The organism is Pseudomonas sp. MM211 (assembly GCF_020386635.1).
Lineage (GTDB): Bacteria > Pseudomonadota > Gammaproteobacteria > Pseudomonadales > Pseudomonadaceae > Aquipseudomonas.
Map to the genome: position 1 here is coordinate 4,981,534 of NZ_CP081942.1, position 17,175 is coordinate 4,998,708.

Below are 17,175 nucleotides of genomic sequence, written 5' to 3' on the forward strand. Positions count from 1 at the left end.
TGACTGGCACAAGGCCTGGCAGGCCGGGGTTTACTGGAACAGAGAGTCGGCGGAAAGGCCGTTCTTCTCAAGGATCTCGCGCAAACGCTTGAGTGCTTCCACCTGGATCTGTCGTACCCGCTCGCGGGTCAGACCGATTTCCTGACCAACCTCCTCGAGCGTACAGTTCTCGTGGCCACGCAAGCCGAAACGGCGAACCACCACTTCCCGCTGCTTATCCGTTAACTCCGAAAGCCACTGATCGATGCTTTGTGAAAGGTCGTCATCCTGCAGCAACTCGCAAGGGTCGGTGGGGCGATCATCGGTCAGGGTGTCGAGTAGCGTTTTGTCGGAGTCAGGGCCAAGCGATACGTCTACGGACGATACACGCTCATTCAATCCGAGCATCCGCTTGACCTCACCCACCGGCTTCTCCAACAGGTTGGCGATTTCTTCGGGGGACGGCTCGTGATCGAGCTTCTGCGTCAGTTCCCGCGCGGCGCGCAGGTAGACATTGAGCTCCTTGACCACATGGATGGGCAGGCGAATGGTGCGGGTCTGATTCATGATCGCCCGTTCGATGGTCTGCCGGATCCACCAGGTGGCGTAGGTAGAAAACCGGAAACCACGCTCGGGATCGAATTTTTCAACAGCCCGAATCAGACCGAGATTGCCCTCCTCTATTAAGTCTAGAAGGGAGAGCCCACGGTTGATGTAACGCCTAGCGATCTTGACCACCAGGCGTAGGTTGCTCTCGATCATGCGCTTGCGGCCGGCAGGGTCGCCCTTCTGCGCCAGACGCGCGAAGAACACTTCCTCTTCCGGGGTAAGCAATGGGGAAAAACCGATTTCGTTGAGGTAAAGCTGAGTGGCGTCTAGCGCCCGGGTGTAGTCGATATACTTGTGTTGCTTGCTGCCGGTGGATTGCTTGGCCTTACTGCGCGCAGCGGTCTTTTTACCTGCCTGCTCGCCAGCCCCATCGTCAAGATCAATGTCGGGCTCCATAAGGAGCACTTCATCGTCGATGTCAAACTCCGGCGCTTCTTTAGAAATGAGTGCCATTTTATTTTCCGTCCCTTGCTGAGTTCGACCAGCAAGCCCGGATGTGCCTTTCTCCTTGGCAACATCAGAGCCCGTCCATCCCACATGAGGGGCGAACGAGCGACAGATCAACGACGTGGCAGGTATTGCATTGGATCTACAGGCTTACCCTGGCGGCGAATCTCGAAGTGAAGCTTCACCCGGTCAGTTCCCGTGGAACCCATCTCGGCAATCTGTTGCCCGACTTTGACCTGCTGCCCCTCACGTACTAACAGTCTTCGGTTGTGACCGTAGGCACTCACGTAGGTATCGCTGTGTTTGATGATCACCAATTCACCGTAGCCCCGTAACCCACTCCCGGCGTAGACAACGGATCCACCAGACGCAGCAAGGACAGGCTGTCCCAATTCCCCGGCTATATCAATGCCTTTATTCAAACTACCGTTTGAGGAAAACCGTCCGATAATCGCACCACTGGCCGGCCATGCCCAACCCGATGCAGAGCGCTGTACAGGCTCCACCGGCGTGGTCGCTGGCGTCACCGCAACGGGTACAGAAGGCCGTGTAGTGGTCTGTGCAGGAGGCGCCTGAACCGGCGCGGTTGGCCGGCTTGGCGTAGTCACGACGGGAGTACTGGTAGACGGTGATGACGTCGCAACAGGCCTGCTTGCAGTGCCTGAGCCGAAGCGAATGACCTGGCCGACGCGGATCATGTAAGGGGCCGGGATCGCGTTGTGGGCAGCCAGTGCTTTCCAGTCCCAGCCGTAGCGAAAGGCGATGGAGTAAAGTGTGTCTCCTCGTTGCACGCGGTATTGGCCAGACGTGACCGGCTGACGCTGCGCCGCAGCGTTGTTGCGATCCACCACCTGTACATTGCCGGAATTCGAGCTGGCGCAACCGGCCAGCAGCGTACTCAGCAGCGCCAGAAGCAGCACATTGCGTAGCATGCCCGAGGAATAACGCCCTTGATTGGCTGTGAAACTCACCCGTATCTCCCTTGCAGACGGCCTCGAGCGACCAGTAAAGAACGCCGAAACGTCAGACTTCTTCCAATTGGCGGCGGCGCGCCAGCCATTCCACACCCAGCACCAATGCAATGGCACAGCAGCTCAGCGTGATGGCCAGTAGTAGCTGCGCATCGTCACCGCTGACTTCGGTGAACTGCCAAGGCAATAGATTGACCTGCTCCAGTGGAAACGATTCCCCATGACGGTTGGTCTGCCAGGTAAGCGTCTGTTTCCAGGGCCATACCTTTACCAGCGAGCCGAGCATCAAGCCGGCCAGAAAAGCCATGGTCAGATCGCGCATATGCGCCAGCAACCAACTCAGCACCTTGGAGAACATCAGCAAGCCCAGCACGCAGCCTGCACAGAATATCGCCAGTACCGTCAGATCGAAATTCTTGACCGCGCCCAGCACCACCGGATAAAGCCCTAGCAGCACGAGAATGAAGCTGCCAGAGATGCCCGGCAGAATCATCGCACTGATGGCGATGGCACCGGCGATAAACAGCATTAGCGGGTCTGCGGAAAGCTGCATGGGCACAGCGAGCGTGATCCACAGCGCAAACACCAGCCCTATCGCGAAGCCGACCAACCTGTTGGTTCGCCAGGCGCTGACTTCACGTCCGACCAGATAGACAGAGACCAGTACCAGGCCGAAGAAAAACGCCCACAACGGTACCGGGTGTTCGTTCATCAGGTAGCTGATGGCCCGCGCCAGGGTGAAAATACTGCTGAGGATGCCAAGCATGACGACCAGCAGGAAGCTGGCGTTACAGGCCTGCCAGGCATCCTTGATGCGTCCGCGAAAGAACAGCATGATCGCTTCGGGCATGGCGGCGAACGAGGCGAGAAGCTTGTCGTATATACCGGTGATCAGGGCAACGGTGCCGCCGGAGAATCCGGGCACCACGTCGACAGCGCCCATCGCTATCCCTTTGGCATACAGCAACAAGGTTTTCTTCATGCATCCTTCCGTTCGATTGAATCAGGCCAGAGGGCCATTAAGCAGAGGCACGAACCGAACTGCGTCGAGTACGTGCCGAGAGAAACCCTGTTCCTCGCGAATGATCAGTAACAGTTGTTGAACGTCGCCTGTACCGACGGGGATGACCAAACGCCCCCCCGGAGCCAATTGATCCAGTAGAGCCTGAGGCACTTCGGACGCAGCCGCCGTCACGATAATGCCGTTGTAGGGCGCCAGCGCAGGCCAGCCCTCCCAACCATCACCCCAGCGGAACACCACGTTGCGCAGGCTCAGTTTGACCAGACGTTCCTTGGCACGTTCCTGCAATCCCTGAATGCGCTCGACCGTGAACACCCGCTCGACCAGTTGAGCCAGAATCGCCGTCTGGTACCCCGACCCCGTACCAATCTCCAACACTTTGTCCAGCGGGCCAGCGGCGAGCAGCAGTTCGCTCATGCGCGCGACCATATAGGGCTGCGAGATGGTCTGGTTATGGCCGATCGGCAGAGCCGTGTCTTCGTAGGCTCGGTGCGCCAGGGCTTCATCGACGAACAGGTGGCGCGGCGTGCGGCGAATCACCTCGAGCACCTGAGCGTTCGACAGGCCTTCATCGTAAAGGCGCTGGATCAGGCGCTCGCGAGTGCGCTGAGAGGTCATGCCAATCCCGTGGCGGTCGTGCTCCCGATTCATGTCATCAGCCCCTCCAGCCATGGTTTGAGGCGGTTCAGGCCATCCTGATAAGTACGATCGAGCTGCAATGGCGTAACCGACACGTAACCCTGCATCACGGCATGGAAGTCGGTTCCTTCAGCGCCGTCCTCGACATCGCCGGCCGCGGCAATCCAGTAGCCTTCCTTGCCACGCGGATTGACCACCTTCACTGGCGCTGCCGCGCGGGCGCGGTGCCCGAGCCGGGTCAGTTGCACGCCACGGATACGTTCTAGCGGCAGGTTTGGCACATTGACGTTCAAGACCGTGCGCGGTGGCAGGTCGAGGTGCTCATGGGCTTCGACCAATTTTCGGGCGAAATAGGCGGCGGTCGGCATGTTCTCGGGCGAACGCGAGAGCAGCGAAAAGGCAAATGCCGGCCGAGCCAGAAAACGGCCTTCGAGGGCGGCCGCCACAGTACCGGAATACAGCACGTCATCACCCAGGTTGGCGCCCATGTTGATACCGGCCACGACCAGATCGGCGACCTCGGGCAGCAAGCCATTGAGGCCCAGGTGCACACAATCGGTCGGCGTACCATTGAGGCTGATGTAACCATTGGCCAAGGTACACGGATGCAACGGGCGGTCGAGCGTCAGCGAACTGCTCGCGCCGCTGCGATCCCCATCGGGAGCGATCACCGTGCAGTCGGCGTAATCGGCTAGCGCAGCGTGCAACGCGGCGAGGCCCGGTGCGGCCACGCCGTCATCGTTTGAAATCAGAATACGCATGGGTTGTCCGTCTGCCCTGCAGGCAAAAGGTCGACGATTTCGCGCACTAGAGCAGTGGCGAAACATCCAGCCGGCAGGACGAATTCCAGTTGCAGAATGTCAGGCTCGGGATAATGCCACGTCAAACCGCTAATGGGGAGGCGCAGGATACGACGTTCGTGCGCCATGCCCGCTTCTGCGAGCCATATGGCCAGTTGCAGCTCGGCATCGCCAATGCTCTGTTCGAGACGTTGGGTAGCTCCGCCTGCTGGCGATGCGCCCTCGCCCCACAACGGCCCTGTCGGATGCAAGTCCAGCTGGGCCAGACGGGGATCCTGGCATTCGGCCTCACCAGCGGCGAAGAAACTGCGACTGTCGGTGAACGCCAGCAGGTCGCCGGGTTGCGCATGGTTCCAGGTTCCGGCGGCGACTCGCTCGGCCAATACCCGGTTAAATAGAAAGCTGCGCGCGGCCGAAAGCACCCGCGAACGCACATTGCGTTTTTCCGGCAGTTCCTTGCGCTCGGCAAAATGCCGGGCATGGGCGACGTTGCCGCCTTCGAAGCCGAAACGCTGAGCGCCGTAGTAATTGGGGATGCCCTGGGCCGCGATGGTTTTCAGACGCTCGTCCAGCGCTGCCTGATCGGCCTGCAATGCAGTCAGGCGCAGGATGAAACCATTGGCAGCATGGGCGCCGCGCTGCAACTTTCGCGAGTGGCGCACCTGCTTGAGGATCACCAGGGTTTCGTCGTGAGCCTTGCCAAGATCGGGATCACTCTTGCCGGGCAAATGCAGACTGAACCACTGCCGAGTCAGCGCCTGGCGATCCTTCAGCCCGGCATAGCTGATCATCCGCACCGGTACTCCGGCGGCACGCGCCAGGCGGATAGCCGCCTCCTCGGTATTCAGGCCACGCTTCTCGACCCACAGCCACAGATGCTCACCTGCGCCGGACAATTCGATATCCAGCACTTCGTCGACCTGAAAATCCTCGGCGACCGCCTTAAGTACGGCCTGTCCACAGGGCTCGCCATAGGCCCGCGGGCCAAGCAGTTCCAGTTCGGTCATGCGCTGACCAGCAAGGCCACGGCATGCACCGCGATACCTTCTTCACGGCCCACGAAACCCAGCTTCTCGGTGGTGGTGGCCTTGACGTTGACCTGATCCTGCTCGACCTGCAAATCCTCGGCGATCAGCCGGCGCATCGCTTCGATATGCGGCGCCATCTTTGGCGCCTGAGCTTCAATGGTGGCGTCGACGTTGCCAACCTTCCAGCCCTTGGCGTGAATCAGCCCCAGCACATGGCGCAACAGCACACGGCTGTCAGCGCCCTTGAAGTTAGGGTCGGTGTCCGGGAAATGCTTGCCGATGTCACCAAGCGCTACGGCGCCGAGCAAGGCATCGGAAAGGGCATGCAGCACCACATCGCCATCGGAGTGGGCAACCAGGCCGAACTTGTGGGGGATACGCACACCGCCCAGGGTAATGAAATCCCCATCGCCGAAGCGGTGCACATCGTAACCATGGCCAATCCGCATGAACCGACGCCCTCGCAAAAAAGGCCGATTCTACCCGAAAGAACACCTTGAGGCGGACTTGCCCGGCTGCTGGAGCGGTCAATGGAATAAAACGCATTCCCGCCTAGCCATTTTCAATGATCTCCACGTTGAGCAAAACACCGCGCTCCGACACGGGTTGCTCATGGCGTCAGCGCGCGACCGTACAAGCGACGTGAAGAGGAAAACCGCAAGGCAGCGACCACCTCCACTGCCCTCGCAAACTCTCTATCGAGAAAATGTTGGAATGTTCTCCCCCTACCGATAGTCGACAAGAAGTAGCAAAACATTTCTAACAACCATGGAGACCATCATGGCCGTAGCACGCAAACCGGCAGCAGCAAAACCCAAGGCGAAAGCCAGCGCGCAGAAACTCAAGGGCGATGGCCTGGCCATCAATACCAGCGTCGATGGCGCTGCCCGCGAGAAGGTCGCTGAAGCACTGACCAAGGCGGTAGCGGATAGCTACACCCTGTACGTCAAGACCCTGGGCGTGCACTGGAACGTGCAAGGCTCGAACTTCTATGGCCTGCACAAACTGACCGACGAGCAGTACAACGAAATTCACCAGGCTGCCGACGCGCTTGCCGAACGTATTCGCGCATTGGGCAAGCTGGCGCCGACTGGTGGGGAAACCTTCCGTGCACTTACCGTCATCGACAACGAAGCCCCGCACAAACCAACGCCACAGATGATCGGCGAGCTGGTGAAGGACAACGAGGCGGTGGCACGACGCATGAGTGAGTTCGCCGAACTGGCGGAAGAAGCCGGTGATCTGTTCAGCCACGACATGCTGGTAGCGCGCATCGGCGTGCACGAGCAGAACGCCTGGATGCTGAGATCCAGCCTGGGTGAGTGATCTGTAACAGTAGAAAGAGGGGCGCTGCCGGTTGAACCGGCAGCGCCCTTTCTCATTCAGCGAGCCAGCGCCTCGGCATGGTGGCGCAGGTGGTCTTCGATGAAACTGGCGATGAAGTAGTAGCTGTGGTCATAACCCGGCTGCAGGCGCAGGGTCAGCGGATGGTTCGCCGCTTTGGCCGCCGCTTCCAGCGCATGGGGTTTGAGCTGGCCATCGAGGAAGTCGTCGCGGTCACCCTGATCCACCAGAATCGGCAACTTCTCCGTCGCATCAGCGATCAGCACGCTGGCATCCCACTCGCGCCAGCGCGAACGGTCTTCACCCAGGTAGTTGGAAAACGCCTTCTCACCCCACGGGCAGTTCAGCGGATTGGTGATCGGCGAGAAGGCCGAGACCGAAGCATAACGCCCCGGGTTCTTGAGCGCGCAGATCAACGCGCCGTGGCCGCCCATGGAGTGTCCGGCGATACCGCGCTTGTCGGATACCGGGAAGTTGGCCTCGATCAACGCTGGCAGCTCCTGCACCACGTAGTCGTACATACGGTAATGGCGTGCCCAAGGCTCTTGTGTCGCGTTGACGTAGAAGCCGGCACCCAGGCCGAAATCGTAGGCGCCGTTGGCGTCGTCCGGCACCCCCTCACCGCGCGGGCTGGTGTCCGGCGCGACGATGATCAGGCCAAGCTCGGCAGCCATGCGCTGGGCGCCGGCCTTTTGCATGAAGTTCTCGTCGGTACAGGTCAGCCCGCTGAGCCAATACAACACAGGCAGCCTGGCGCCCTTCTCGGCCTGCGGTGGCAGATAGACGGCGAACACCATGTCGCAGTTGAGCGACGTGGAGCGGTGGCGATAGCGCTTGTGCCAGCCGCCAAAGCTCTTGTTGCTGGAAACGATTTCCATAAGGCCTCCGAGCAGCGCCAAGCCGCAAGCGCCAGGCAGCCTAGGCCGCTAGTAGCTTGAAGCTTGTCGCTTGCAGCTATCAGTAGTGGATGACGGTGCGGATGCTCTTGCCTTCGTGCATCAGATCGAATGCTTCGTTGATCTGCTCCAGCCCCATGGTGTGGGTGATGAAGGTATCCAGCGGGATTTCGCCGCTCTGCGACTTTTCCACATAGCTCGGCAGCTCGGTGCGGCCTTTGACGCCGCCGAAAGCCGAACCGCGCCAGACGCGACCGGTTACCAGCTGGAACGGACGGGTGCTGATTTCCTGACCGGCACCGGCCACGCCGATGATCACGCTCTCACCCCAGCCCTTGTGTGCGCACTCCAGTGCGGCACGCATCAGTTGCACATTACCGACGCACTCGAAGCTGTAGTCCACACCGCCATCGGTCAACTCGATGATCACGTCCTGGATCGGCTTGTCGTAATCCTTTGGATTGACGAAGTCGGTCGCGCCCAGCTCGCGGGCCACGTCGAACTTGGCCGGATTGATATCGACGGCAATGATGCGCGAAGCCTTGGCCATTTTCGCACCGATGATCGCCGCCAGGCCGATGCCACCCAGACCGAAGATGGCCACGGTGGCGCCCTCTTCCACCTTGGCGGTGTTGAGCACGGCGCCGATACCGGTGGTCACGCCACAACCGAGCAGGCAGACCTTCTCCAGCGGCGCTTCCTTCGGAATAACAGCCAGGGAAACTTCCGGCAGCACGGTGTATTCGGAGAACGTCGAGCAGCCCATGTAGTGGTAGATCGGCTCGCCGTTGTAGCTGAAGCGCGAGGTGCCGTCGGGCATAAGGCCCTTGCCCTGAGTGGCGCGCACCGAGCTGCACAGGTTGGTCTTGCCGGACAGACAAAATTTGCACTTGCGGCATTCGGCGGTGTAAAGCGGGATCACGTGGTCACCCACAGCCACCGACGTTACGCCCTCGCCGATGGCTTCGACGATGCCGCCACCTTCGTGGCCGAGGATCGAGGGGAATACGCCCTCGGAATCGGCACCGGACAGCGTATAGGCGTCGGTATGGCAAACGCCGGTAGCGACGATGCGCACCAGCACTTCGCCGGCCTTGGGTGGCTCGACATCCACTTCAACGATTTTCAGCGGCTCGTTGGGCGCAAAGGCTACGGCGGCGCGCGACTTGATCATGTCCAGAATCTCCTGATGGGAAAGCGATGGGGAGAGAGTGTAGTAGACACGTGAACAGAGATAATCAGGCAGAATGCAAAACATTATTGCTATTCAGGGATAATCAGCCATTCACCAGGTGAACAGGGGGAAGACATGAATCGCTGGGAGGGGCTGGACGAATTCGTCGCCGTCGCAGAATGCGGGCAGTTCACTGCAGCAGCCGAACGCCTGGGCCTGTCCTCGTCGCAAGTGAGCCGGCAGATCGCCCGCCTGGAAGAACGCCTGCATACCCGGCTGTTCTATCGCACCACCCGCAAGGTGGCACTGACCGAGGCGGGCCAGACTTTTCTGCAGCATTGCCAGCGTCTGCAGGATGCGCGGGAGGAAGCGCTCAACGCGATTGGCGATCTCGGTGGCGAGCCCAAGGGTTTGCTGCGCATGACTTGCGCGGTGGCCTACGGCGAGCGCTTCATCGTGCCGCTGGTTACCGCATTCGCAGCCCGCCATCCACGACTCTCCGTAGATATCGAACTGAGCAACCGCACCCTGGATCTGCTCCAGGACGGCTTCGACATTGCCATTCGCCTGGGTCGCCTGCAGGACTCGCGAATGCTTGCCACGCGCCTGGCGCCGCGACGCATGTACCTGTGCGCGTCGCCTGATTACTTGCAGCGATACGGTCGCCCGCACAGCCTCTCGGAGCTGGCTCGGCACAATTGCCTGGTGGGCAGCAGCGATGTCTGGACATTCCAGCTCGACGGCCGCGAAGCCTCGCAGCGGGTTCAGGGCAACTGGCGCTGCAACAGCGGCCAGGCCGTACTGGATGCGGCGCTAGGCGGACTGGGCCTGTGTCAGTTGCCCGATTATTACGTGCTCGAACACCTACGCAGCGGCGCCTTGGTTTCCCTGCTCGACAATCATCAACCACCGAACACCGCGGTGTGGGCGCTCTACCCGCAACAACGGCATCTGTCGCCCAAGGTCAGGCAATTGATCGATGCATTGCGCGACGGTTTGAGCCAACGAGCCGAATACACCTAGCCGCTCATATGCTGTCACAACCGCCAGCGAACCTCTGCCGTCATCACCCCGTCGTAAATCATGAGGCCCTTGTTCGGGCCGTTGCGAACCCACCAGCATGAGGAAATGGTTATGCAGGTCATGGTCAACAGCGGAAAACACGTCGACACCTCGATGGCATTCAAGACAGACATTCGAGGTCGAGTACGAGACAAGTTACAGCGCTATGAGGAACACCTCACACGCGTGGAAATTCATCTCTCCGACGAAAACGCCCTGAAAAGCGGCCCCCAGGACAAACGCTGCAAAGTAGAAGCACGCATGAAGGGGCGCGACCCCATGTCGGTTTCCTTCGATGCCTGTGAAATGCAGCAGGCCATCGACGGTGCCATGAACAGGCTCACCAGTGTGCTCGATCGCAACCTTGGCAAGAACGCCAACAAGTGGATTCACTGAAAGAAGTTCACTTGCCGTAGGGGCGCCGCCCCGGTGCGAATTGATGGTGGCCTTGCCGCATTGCCGGCGCCGCCTGAACCATTCGCCCGTAAGCAGGCCCCTACATTATCGCGTTATTACGGAGTTAGCTCCGGCCACGCCATAGGCGCTCCAGATAGTGCAAGTCTTCCGGGCGGGTGACCTTGAGGTTATCCGCCCGGCCTTCGACGAGACGTGGCGACTGACCGGCCCACTCGATGGCCGAGGCTTCATCGGTCACCGCAACATCCGAAACCAGTGCTTCGGCAAGCGCACGGTGCAAAGTGCCGAGACGGAACATCTGCGGCGTGTAGGCCTGCCAGATCACCGAGCGATCGATGGTTTCGCGCACGCGTCCATCGCTGCCGACACGCTTGAGTGTGTCCCGAGCGGGAACGGCGAGCAGCCCGCCTACCGCATCGTCAGCCAGCTCGGCCAATAGCAGATCGAGATCGGACTGCGCCAGATTGGGCCGTGCGGCGTCGTGCACCAGCACCCAATCCTGCTCACTGGCACCCAGCTCACCCAGACGCAGCAACGCATTGAGCACCGAGTCGGCGCGCTCGGCACCACCACTGGCAATATGAATACGCGAGTCGCGAGCACAACTCAGGTTCGGCCAGAACGGATCGTCCTCGGCCAGGCTGACCACTACGCCATGCAGGCACGGATGATCGAGGAAACAGTTGAGGGTATGTTCGAGAATGCTTTTGCCGGCCAGTTGCAGATACTGCTTGGGCTTGTCGGCGCGCATGCGACTGCCGATGCCGGCGGCCGGAATCACCGCCCAGAAGGACGGCAGATCAGGTGTGTTCATTCAGCCAACTGATAGAGGGTTTCGCCGTCTTTGACCATGCCCAGCTCGTGGCGGGCGCGCTCTTCGACGGTTTCCATACCTTTCTTCAGCTCCATCACTTCCGCTTCGAGGATGCGATTACGCTCGAGCAGACGCTCGTTCTCGCCTTCCTGATCGGCGATCTGATGCTGCAGATCGGTAACCTGCGCCAGACTGCCCTCGCCTACCCACAGGCGATATTGCAGCCCTGCAAGTACCAGAACCAGAACGAGAAACAGCCAGTAGGAACTACGCATGGCAGGTGAGGCACTCGGATAAGAAAGGGTCGCTGCTGCGGACATCTGTCGATTCTCCCTGCGTCATCGGCATCCGACAAGACCGTGAAGTCGACTCGGCAGATCTCAACAGAGTCCACGTGGCGAGGTGTTGGCCACCTCGCCGTGCGAACCTACCTTAGCCGCGGAACTCGCCGCGACCACGGTACGGCGCCTTGGCGCCCAATTGCTCTTCGATACGCAGCAGCTGGTTGTACTTGGATACGCGATCGGAGCGGCACAGCGAGCCGGTCTTGATCTGACCAGCGGCAGTACCGACTGCCAGATCGGCAATGGTGCTGTCTTCGGTCTCGCCACTGCGGTGCGAGATGACTGCAGTGTAGCCAGCAGCCTTGGCCATCTGGATGGCTTCCAGGGTTTCGGTCAAGGTGCCGATCTGGTTGAACTTGATCAGGATCGAGTTACCGATGCCCTTGTCGATGCCTTCCTTGAGGATCTTGGTGTTGGTCACGAACAGATCGTCGCCGACCAGTTGAACCTTGCTGCCGATCTTGTCGGTAAGGATCTTCCAGCCCGCCCAGTCGGACTCGTCCAGGCCGTCTTCGATGGAGATGATCGGGAAGCGCTCGGTCAGCCCTTTCAGGTACTCGGCGAAACCTTCGGCGTCGAAGGATTTACCTTCGCCAGTCAAGTTGTACTTGCCGTCTTCGTAGAACTCGCTGGCCGCGCAGTCCAGTGCCAGTGTGACGTCAGTGCCCAGCTTGTAACCGGCGTTGGCCACGGCTTCGGCAATGGCCGACAGCGCGTCTTCGTTGGAGGCCAGGTTCGGAGCGAAACCACCTTCGTCACCTACGGCAGTGCTCAGGCCACGAGCCTTCAGCACGGCTTTGAGGTGATGGAAGATTTCCGCACCGATGCGCAGGCCGTCGGCGAAGTTCTTCGCGCCAACCGGCTGCACCATGAATTCCTGGATATCGACGTTGTTGTCGGCATGCTCACCGCCGTTGATGATGTTCATCATCGGCACAGGCATGGAGTACTGGCCCGGGGTGCCATTGAGGTTGGCGATGTGCGCGTACAGCGGCAGATCCTGATCCTGGGCGGCGGCCTTGGCGGCTGCCAGGGAGACGGCGAGGATGGCGTTGGCGCCCAGAGTGGCTTTGTTTTCGGTGCCGTCCAGATCGATCATGATCTTGTCCAGAGCCTTCTGGTCAACCGGATCCTTGCCCAGCAGCGCGTCGCGGATCGGGCCATTGATGTTGCCAACGGCCTTGAGAACGCCCTTGCCGAGGTAACGGCTCTTGTCGCCATCACGCAGTTCCAGGGCTTCGCGCGAACCGGTGGAGGCACCGGACGGCGCACAGGCGCTACCGACGATGCCATTGTCGAGGATTACGTCCGCTTCCACGGTGGGGTTGCCACGGGAGTCGAGAACCTCACGACCCTTGATGTCGACGATCTTTGCCATTCTTGTAAGCTCTCCAGAAATTGTCGAAAACGCACTGCTGCATTCGGCTGCCAGCACCGGGCACGATCAACGGCAGACCGGGCTGACATGACAAACCCGGCCAAAAGGCCGGGCGGTGAAACAGATAAGCGAACCGTGGAAACGCCGATCAGGCGGTTTCGATCGGATCCTGACTCTTGATCAGATCATCCAGCTGCTTGAGCTGCGCCAGGAACGGCTCGAGCTTGTCGAGGCGCAAGGCACACGGACCATCGCACTTGGCGTTTTCCGGATCCGGATGCGCCTCGAGGAACAGCCCCGCGAGCCCCTGACTCATGCCGGCCTTAGCCAGCTCGGTCACTTGAGCACGACGCCCGCCAGCGGAATCCGAACGGCCGCCCGGCATCTGCAGAGCGTGGGTGACGTCGAAGAATACCGGATACTCAAAGGACTTCATGATGCCGAAGCCCAGCATGTCCACCACCAGGTTGTTGTACCCGAAGGAGGAACCACGCTCACAGAGGATGAGCTGATCGTTCCCGGCTTCGACACACTTGGCGAGAATATGTTTCATTTCCTGGGGCGCGAGGAACTGCGCCTTCTTGATGTTGATCACAGCGCCGGTCTTGGCCATGGCCACGACCAGGTCAGTTTGCCGAGACAGGAAAGCCGGCAACTGGATGATGTCGCAAACGTCCGCCACCGGCTGCGCCTGGTGAGGTTCGTGCACATCGGTGATCACTGGCACGCCGAAGGTCTTCTTCACTTCCTCGAAGATCTTCATGCCCTCCTCCAGGCCCGGGCCACGGAAGGAGCTCACCGACGAACGGTTGGCCTTGTCGAAGCTTGCCTTGAACACGTAAGGAATACCGAGCTTGTCGGTAACCCGCACGTATTCCTCGCAGGTACGCAGGGCGAGGTCGCGGGACTCCAGCACGTTGATGCCGCCAAACAGCACGAACGGCTTGTCGTTGGCGACATCGATCGCGCCAACGCGGATGGTCTTCTGAGCCATGGGTCAGGCCTTCTTCGCTTGGTGCGCCAGTGCGGCGTTGACGAAGCCACTGAACAGCGGGTGGCCGTCACGCGGCGTGGAGGTGAATTCCGGGTGGAACTGACAGGCGACGAACCACGGGTGATCCGCGCTCTCGACCACTTCCACCAACGCGCCATCACCCGAACGACCAGTGACCTTCAGGCCAGCGTCGATCAGTTGCGGCAGCAGGTTGTTGTTCACTTCGTAACGATGGCGGTGGCGCTCGACGATCACGTCCTTGCCATAGCAGTCGTGAACCTTGGAGCCGCTCAGCAGCTGGCAATCCTGGGCACCAAGACGCATGGTGCCGCCAAGGTCGGAGGCTTCGGTACGCTGCTCGGTCGCGCCGGTCGCGTCCTGCCACTCGGTGATCAGACCGACCACTGGGTGCTTGCTGGCGATATCGAACTCGGTGGAGTTGGCATCGCTCCAGCCCAGCACATTACGGGCGAACTCGATGACGGCTACCTGCATACCGAGGCAGATACCCAGGTAAGGAATCTTGTTCTCACGGGCGTACTGCACAGTGGTGATTTTGCCTTCCACACCACGCAAGCCGAAGCCGCCCGGAACCAGGATGGCATCGACGCCCTCGAGCAGCGCAGTACCCTGATTCTCGATGTCTTCGGAATCGATGTAACGCAGGTTGACCTTGGTACGGTTGCTGATACCGGCATGGCTCATCGCTTCGATCAGCGACTTGTAGGCATCCAGAAGCTCCATGTACTTGCCGACCATGGCGATGTTGACTTCTTTTTCCGGGTTCAGCTTGGCATCGACCACGCGATCCCATTCGGACAGGTCAGCACCGCGGCATTCCAGCGCGAAACGCTCGACGACGAAATCATCCAGCCCCTGCGAGTGCAGGATGCCCGGGATTTTGTAGATGGTGTCGGCGTCTTCGAGGGCGATTACTGCGCGCTCTTCGACGTTGGTGAACTGGGCGATCTTGCGGCGCGACGACAAGTCGATCGGGTGATCGGAGCGGCACACCAGCACGTCCGGCTGCAGGCCGATGGAGCGCAGTTCCTTGACCGAGTGCTGGGTCGGCTTGGTCTTGGTTTCGCCTGCGGTGGCGATGTACGGAACCAGCGTCAGGTGCATCAGCATGGCGCGTTTGGCGCCCACTTCGAAACGCAGCTGGCGGATCGCCTCGAGGAACGGCTGCGACTCGATGTCGCCCACGGTACCGCCGATTTCGACCATGGCGACGTCAGCGTCGCCTGCACCCTTGATGATGCGGCGCTTGATCTCGTCGGTGATGTGCGGGATGACCTGGATGGTCGCGCCCAGATAATCACCACGCCGCTCTTTGCGCAGCACGTCTTCGTAGACGCGGCCGGTGGTGAAGTTGTTGCTCTTGGTCATCGTGGTGCGGATGAACCGCTCATAGTGACCCAGGTCGAGATCGGTCTCAGCACCGTCGTGAGTGACGAACACTTCACCGTGCTGGAACGGGCTCATGGTGCCCGGATCGACGTTGATGTAGGGATCCAGTTTGAGCATCGTGACCTTCAGGCCCCGCGCCTCCAGGATTGCCGCCAAGGATGCCGAGGCGATGCCTTTCCCCAATGAAGAAACAACACCACCCGTGACGAAAATGAAGCGCGTCATGAAAAACCCTAAGAAGTCAGCAGTGGCGGTCGAGCCGCCGGGGAGCAGAGAAGGCCTTGGTTCACCTTAGCAAACATGGCGAACCATGCCGGCAAATAGCAAACATCCACCGCTTCTGAAGAAGCAGCGAATACCTGAATAGAGACGGGAGCGTAGTCTACCGGAAACGTCCTGAGTGGGGAAGAACGCGAAACCCAAAGCAGGGCAAAAGCTGCTGAAACGAGATCTACATCGAACCCCGAAAAGCCTCTAGCCTGGGGCTTCGCACCTGCGACACTCTTACAGCAGCCGACCCTTACGCGCGAGAATCGACAGCCCCATCAAGAGGCGGATCAATTTGCTCGGGCTGCCAGTGAAACGTGCCGCAGCCGGGGCCGGCGAGCAGATTGGCGAGAGCCACGGGCCGTCCGTCGCACAGCAGCAGCGGGATGCGCCCACGAATGAACTCGGGCACGCCAGCCTCCTGCAGAAGACGCTTGAGGTCACGCCGACCACGCCCCGGCACCTCGAGAACCTCGCCGCCCTGGCGATAGCCGACGCTCAACTGCCCCACGGGTATGGCGCCTTCGAGCCAGACGCGACCATTACCCGGCAACGCCAGTGGCTGCTCAGCCAGAGGCCAGGGCTGCGCCTGAGCCACCCACGCCACAGCCCAGTCGGCATTGAGCCAGAACAGATAACGACCATGGCGCCGCAGCTCACCGCTCTCCAGTCGCCAGACCGGTTTGGCGTCGGGCCCGGCATCACGCAGATCGAACCATCCCTGCCAATGGCGGCTATCGGGCAAGCGGGTGAAACCCGCCAACCAGTAGCGCAGTAGATTGCGCTGCCGGGCATCGGATAGCCCGCGCAACGCCTGCAGATCGAGACAGGGAACGTCCAGCCAATCGAAACCGGGCGACGCCTGGGCTCGCTGCAAATCAAGTTCGGCGAGCTCCTGCAGCAACTCCAACGCCTCGGCCTGATGCTCCGCCGTACGAGCCAGCACCTGGGACGCTTTAGGCCAATGCCTGTGCAAGCGCGGCAGGATTTCCCGGCGTAGAAAGTTTCGAGCAAGGCCGCTGTCTGCATTCGAAGGGTCTTCCACCCAACGCAGGCCATATGCCTCGGCATAAGCCTCCAACGCACTGCGTGGTACATCCAGCAGAGGACGAACGGCATGCCCGGCGGCCAGCGGGCGACTTGCCGCCATCGCAGCAAGCCCGCGCACACCAGCACCGCGCAACAGACGATAGAGAACGGTCTCCGCCTGATCATCCTGATGCTGAGCGAGCAGCAGCACCTCGCCCCGATTCAGCTGCGCGGAAAACGCTGCATAGCGCGCGTTACGAGCGGCTTGCTCCAGGCTGGCACCAGACGCTACCTGAACATGCTCGACATGCAGCGGCACGCCCAGCTCATCGCACAAGCGCTGGCAATGCATCGGCCAGTCGTCAGCCGCAGCCTGCAAGCCGTGATGCACATGGATAGCGGAAATGGGTGGCAGCGCATGGCTTCGAGCAGCAATTGCCAGTGCATGCAGAAGCACGGTGGAATCGAGCCCGCCAGAGAAAGCGACTCGCCAGGCCGATGCCTCACGCCACGGAGCGAGGCGCGCGAGCAGAGCCGATTCGAGAGACATGG

Annotated in this window: 18 protein-coding genes; 3 read left to right on the forward strand and 15 right to left on the reverse strand. The window is 60.6% G+C overall.

Translation table 11 applies throughout. The features are described 5' to 3' along the window. Positions 1-30 precede the first annotated feature (30 nt). The 7 genes from rpoS to ispF all read right to left on the reverse strand — a co-directional run bounded on the left by rpoS (position 31) and on the right by ispF (position 5,943). A complete protein-coding gene (rpoS, locus tag K5Q02_RS22895; protein WP_225834649.1) occupies positions 31-1,041 on the reverse strand; it encodes an RNA polymerase sigma factor RpoS in 1,011 nt (336 codons plus the stop codon). A gap of 107 nt (positions 1,042-1,148) precedes the next feature. Beyond that, positions 1,149-2,006, reverse strand: coding sequence for a peptidoglycan DD-metalloendopeptidase family protein (locus K5Q02_RS22900; protein WP_442963947.1), 858 nt, complete (start codon positions 2,004-2,006; stop codon positions 1,149-1,151). A gap of 52 nt (positions 2,007-2,058) precedes the next feature. Beyond that, positions 2,059-2,988, reverse strand: coding sequence for a DUF368 domain-containing protein (locus K5Q02_RS22905; protein WP_225834651.1), 930 nt, complete (start codon positions 2,986-2,988; stop codon positions 2,059-2,061). A gap of 21 nt (positions 2,989-3,009) precedes the next feature. Next, entirely contained in the window at positions 3,010-3,645 is a 636-nt protein-coding gene (locus K5Q02_RS22910; RefSeq protein ID WP_225839846.1) for a protein-L-isoaspartate(D-aspartate) O-methyltransferase, read from the reverse strand. Between the two features lie 29 nt (positions 3,646-3,674). Then, the gene (surE, locus tag K5Q02_RS22915) at positions 3,675-4,427 is read right to left on the reverse strand and encodes a 5'/3'-nucleotidase SurE (protein ID WP_225834653.1); all 753 of its coding nucleotides are present in this window, start codon (positions 4,425-4,427) and stop codon (positions 3,675-3,677) included. Further along, the gene (gene truD, locus K5Q02_RS22920; RefSeq protein ID WP_225834654.1) at positions 4,415-5,473 is read right to left on the reverse strand and encodes a tRNA pseudouridine(13) synthase TruD; all 1,059 of its coding nucleotides are present in this window, start codon (positions 5,471-5,473) and stop codon (positions 4,415-4,417) included. The genes surE and truD overlap by 13 nt, the downstream gene beginning before the upstream one ends. Next, the gene (gene ispF, locus K5Q02_RS22925) at positions 5,470-5,943 is read right to left on the reverse strand and encodes a 2-C-methyl-D-erythritol 2,4-cyclodiphosphate synthase (RefSeq protein WP_225834656.1); all 474 of its coding nucleotides are present in this window, start codon (positions 5,941-5,943) and stop codon (positions 5,470-5,472) included. The genes truD and ispF overlap by 4 nt, the downstream gene beginning before the upstream one ends. Before the next feature lie 331 nt (positions 5,944-6,274). On the opposite strand from ispF, the gene K5Q02_RS22930 reads away from it, so the two are divergent. Further along, entirely contained in the window at positions 6,275-6,820 is a 546-nt protein-coding gene (locus K5Q02_RS22930) for a Dps family protein (protein ID WP_225834659.1), read from the forward strand. A 56-nt stretch (positions 6,821-6,876) separates the two neighbouring features. Here K5Q02_RS22930 and fghA read toward each other — a convergent pair whose 3' ends face one another. Next, a complete protein-coding gene (gene fghA / locus K5Q02_RS22935) occupies positions 6,877-7,716 on the reverse strand; it encodes an S-formylglutathione hydrolase (RefSeq protein WP_225834661.1) in 840 nt (279 codons plus the stop codon). A gap of 79 nt (positions 7,717-7,795) precedes the next feature. Further along, the gene (locus K5Q02_RS22940) at positions 7,796-8,908 is read right to left on the reverse strand and encodes an S-(hydroxymethyl)glutathione dehydrogenase/class III alcohol dehydrogenase (RefSeq protein ID WP_225834662.1); all 1,113 of its coding nucleotides are present in this window, start codon (positions 8,906-8,908) and stop codon (positions 7,796-7,798) included. Positions 8,909-9,043: 135 nt separating this feature from the next. Here K5Q02_RS22940 and K5Q02_RS22945 point away from each other — a divergent pair, with 135 nt between their 5' ends. Together K5Q02_RS22945 and K5Q02_RS22950 are read left to right on the forward strand one after the other, a co-directional pair. Then, complete coding sequence (locus K5Q02_RS22945; protein WP_225834664.1) at positions 9,044-9,931, forward strand: LysR substrate-binding domain-containing protein; 888 nt, start codon at positions 9,044-9,046, stop codon at positions 9,929-9,931. A 111-nt stretch (positions 9,932-10,042) separates the two neighbouring features. After that, complete coding sequence (locus tag K5Q02_RS22950; protein WP_225834671.1) at positions 10,043-10,366, forward strand: HPF/RaiA family ribosome-associated protein; 324 nt, start codon at positions 10,043-10,045, stop codon at positions 10,364-10,366. 124 nt (positions 10,367-10,490) lie between these two features. On the opposite strand, the gene ispD is transcribed toward K5Q02_RS22950, so the two are convergent. The 6 genes from ispD to tilS form a co-directional block, all read right to left on the reverse strand. After that, positions 10,491-11,201 carry a 2-C-methyl-D-erythritol 4-phosphate cytidylyltransferase gene (gene ispD, locus K5Q02_RS22955; protein ID WP_225834673.1) on the reverse strand — a complete coding sequence of 237 codons (711 nt, stop codon included), beginning with the start codon at positions 11,199-11,201 and terminating at the stop codon, positions 10,491-10,493. After that, positions 11,198-11,476, reverse strand: coding sequence for a cell division protein FtsB (gene ftsB / locus K5Q02_RS22960; protein ID WP_225834674.1), 279 nt, complete (start codon positions 11,474-11,476; stop codon positions 11,198-11,200). The genes ispD and ftsB overlap by 4 nt, the downstream gene beginning before the upstream one ends. Before the next feature lie 157 nt (positions 11,477-11,633). Then, positions 11,634-12,923, reverse strand: a complete 1,290-nt coding sequence (gene eno / locus K5Q02_RS22965; protein WP_225834676.1) for a phosphopyruvate hydratase — start codon at positions 12,921-12,923, stop codon at positions 11,634-11,636. 148 nt (positions 12,924-13,071) lie between these two features. Next, positions 13,072-13,917 (reverse strand): 3-deoxy-8-phosphooctulonate synthase, encoded by an 846-nt coding sequence (kdsA, locus tag K5Q02_RS22970; RefSeq protein ID WP_225834678.1) that lies wholly within the window; start codon positions 13,915-13,917, stop codon positions 13,072-13,074. Between the two features lie 3 nt (positions 13,918-13,920). Then, positions 13,921-15,552, reverse strand: coding sequence for a CTP synthase (locus K5Q02_RS22975; RefSeq protein ID WP_225834680.1), 1,632 nt, complete (start codon positions 15,550-15,552; stop codon positions 13,921-13,923). A 295-nt stretch (positions 15,553-15,847) separates the two neighbouring features. After that, positions 15,848-17,173 (reverse strand): tRNA lysidine(34) synthetase TilS, encoded by a 1,326-nt coding sequence (gene tilS, locus K5Q02_RS22980; RefSeq protein ID WP_225834682.1) that lies wholly within the window; start codon positions 17,171-17,173, stop codon positions 15,848-15,850. Positions 17,174-17,175 lie beyond the last annotated feature (2 nt).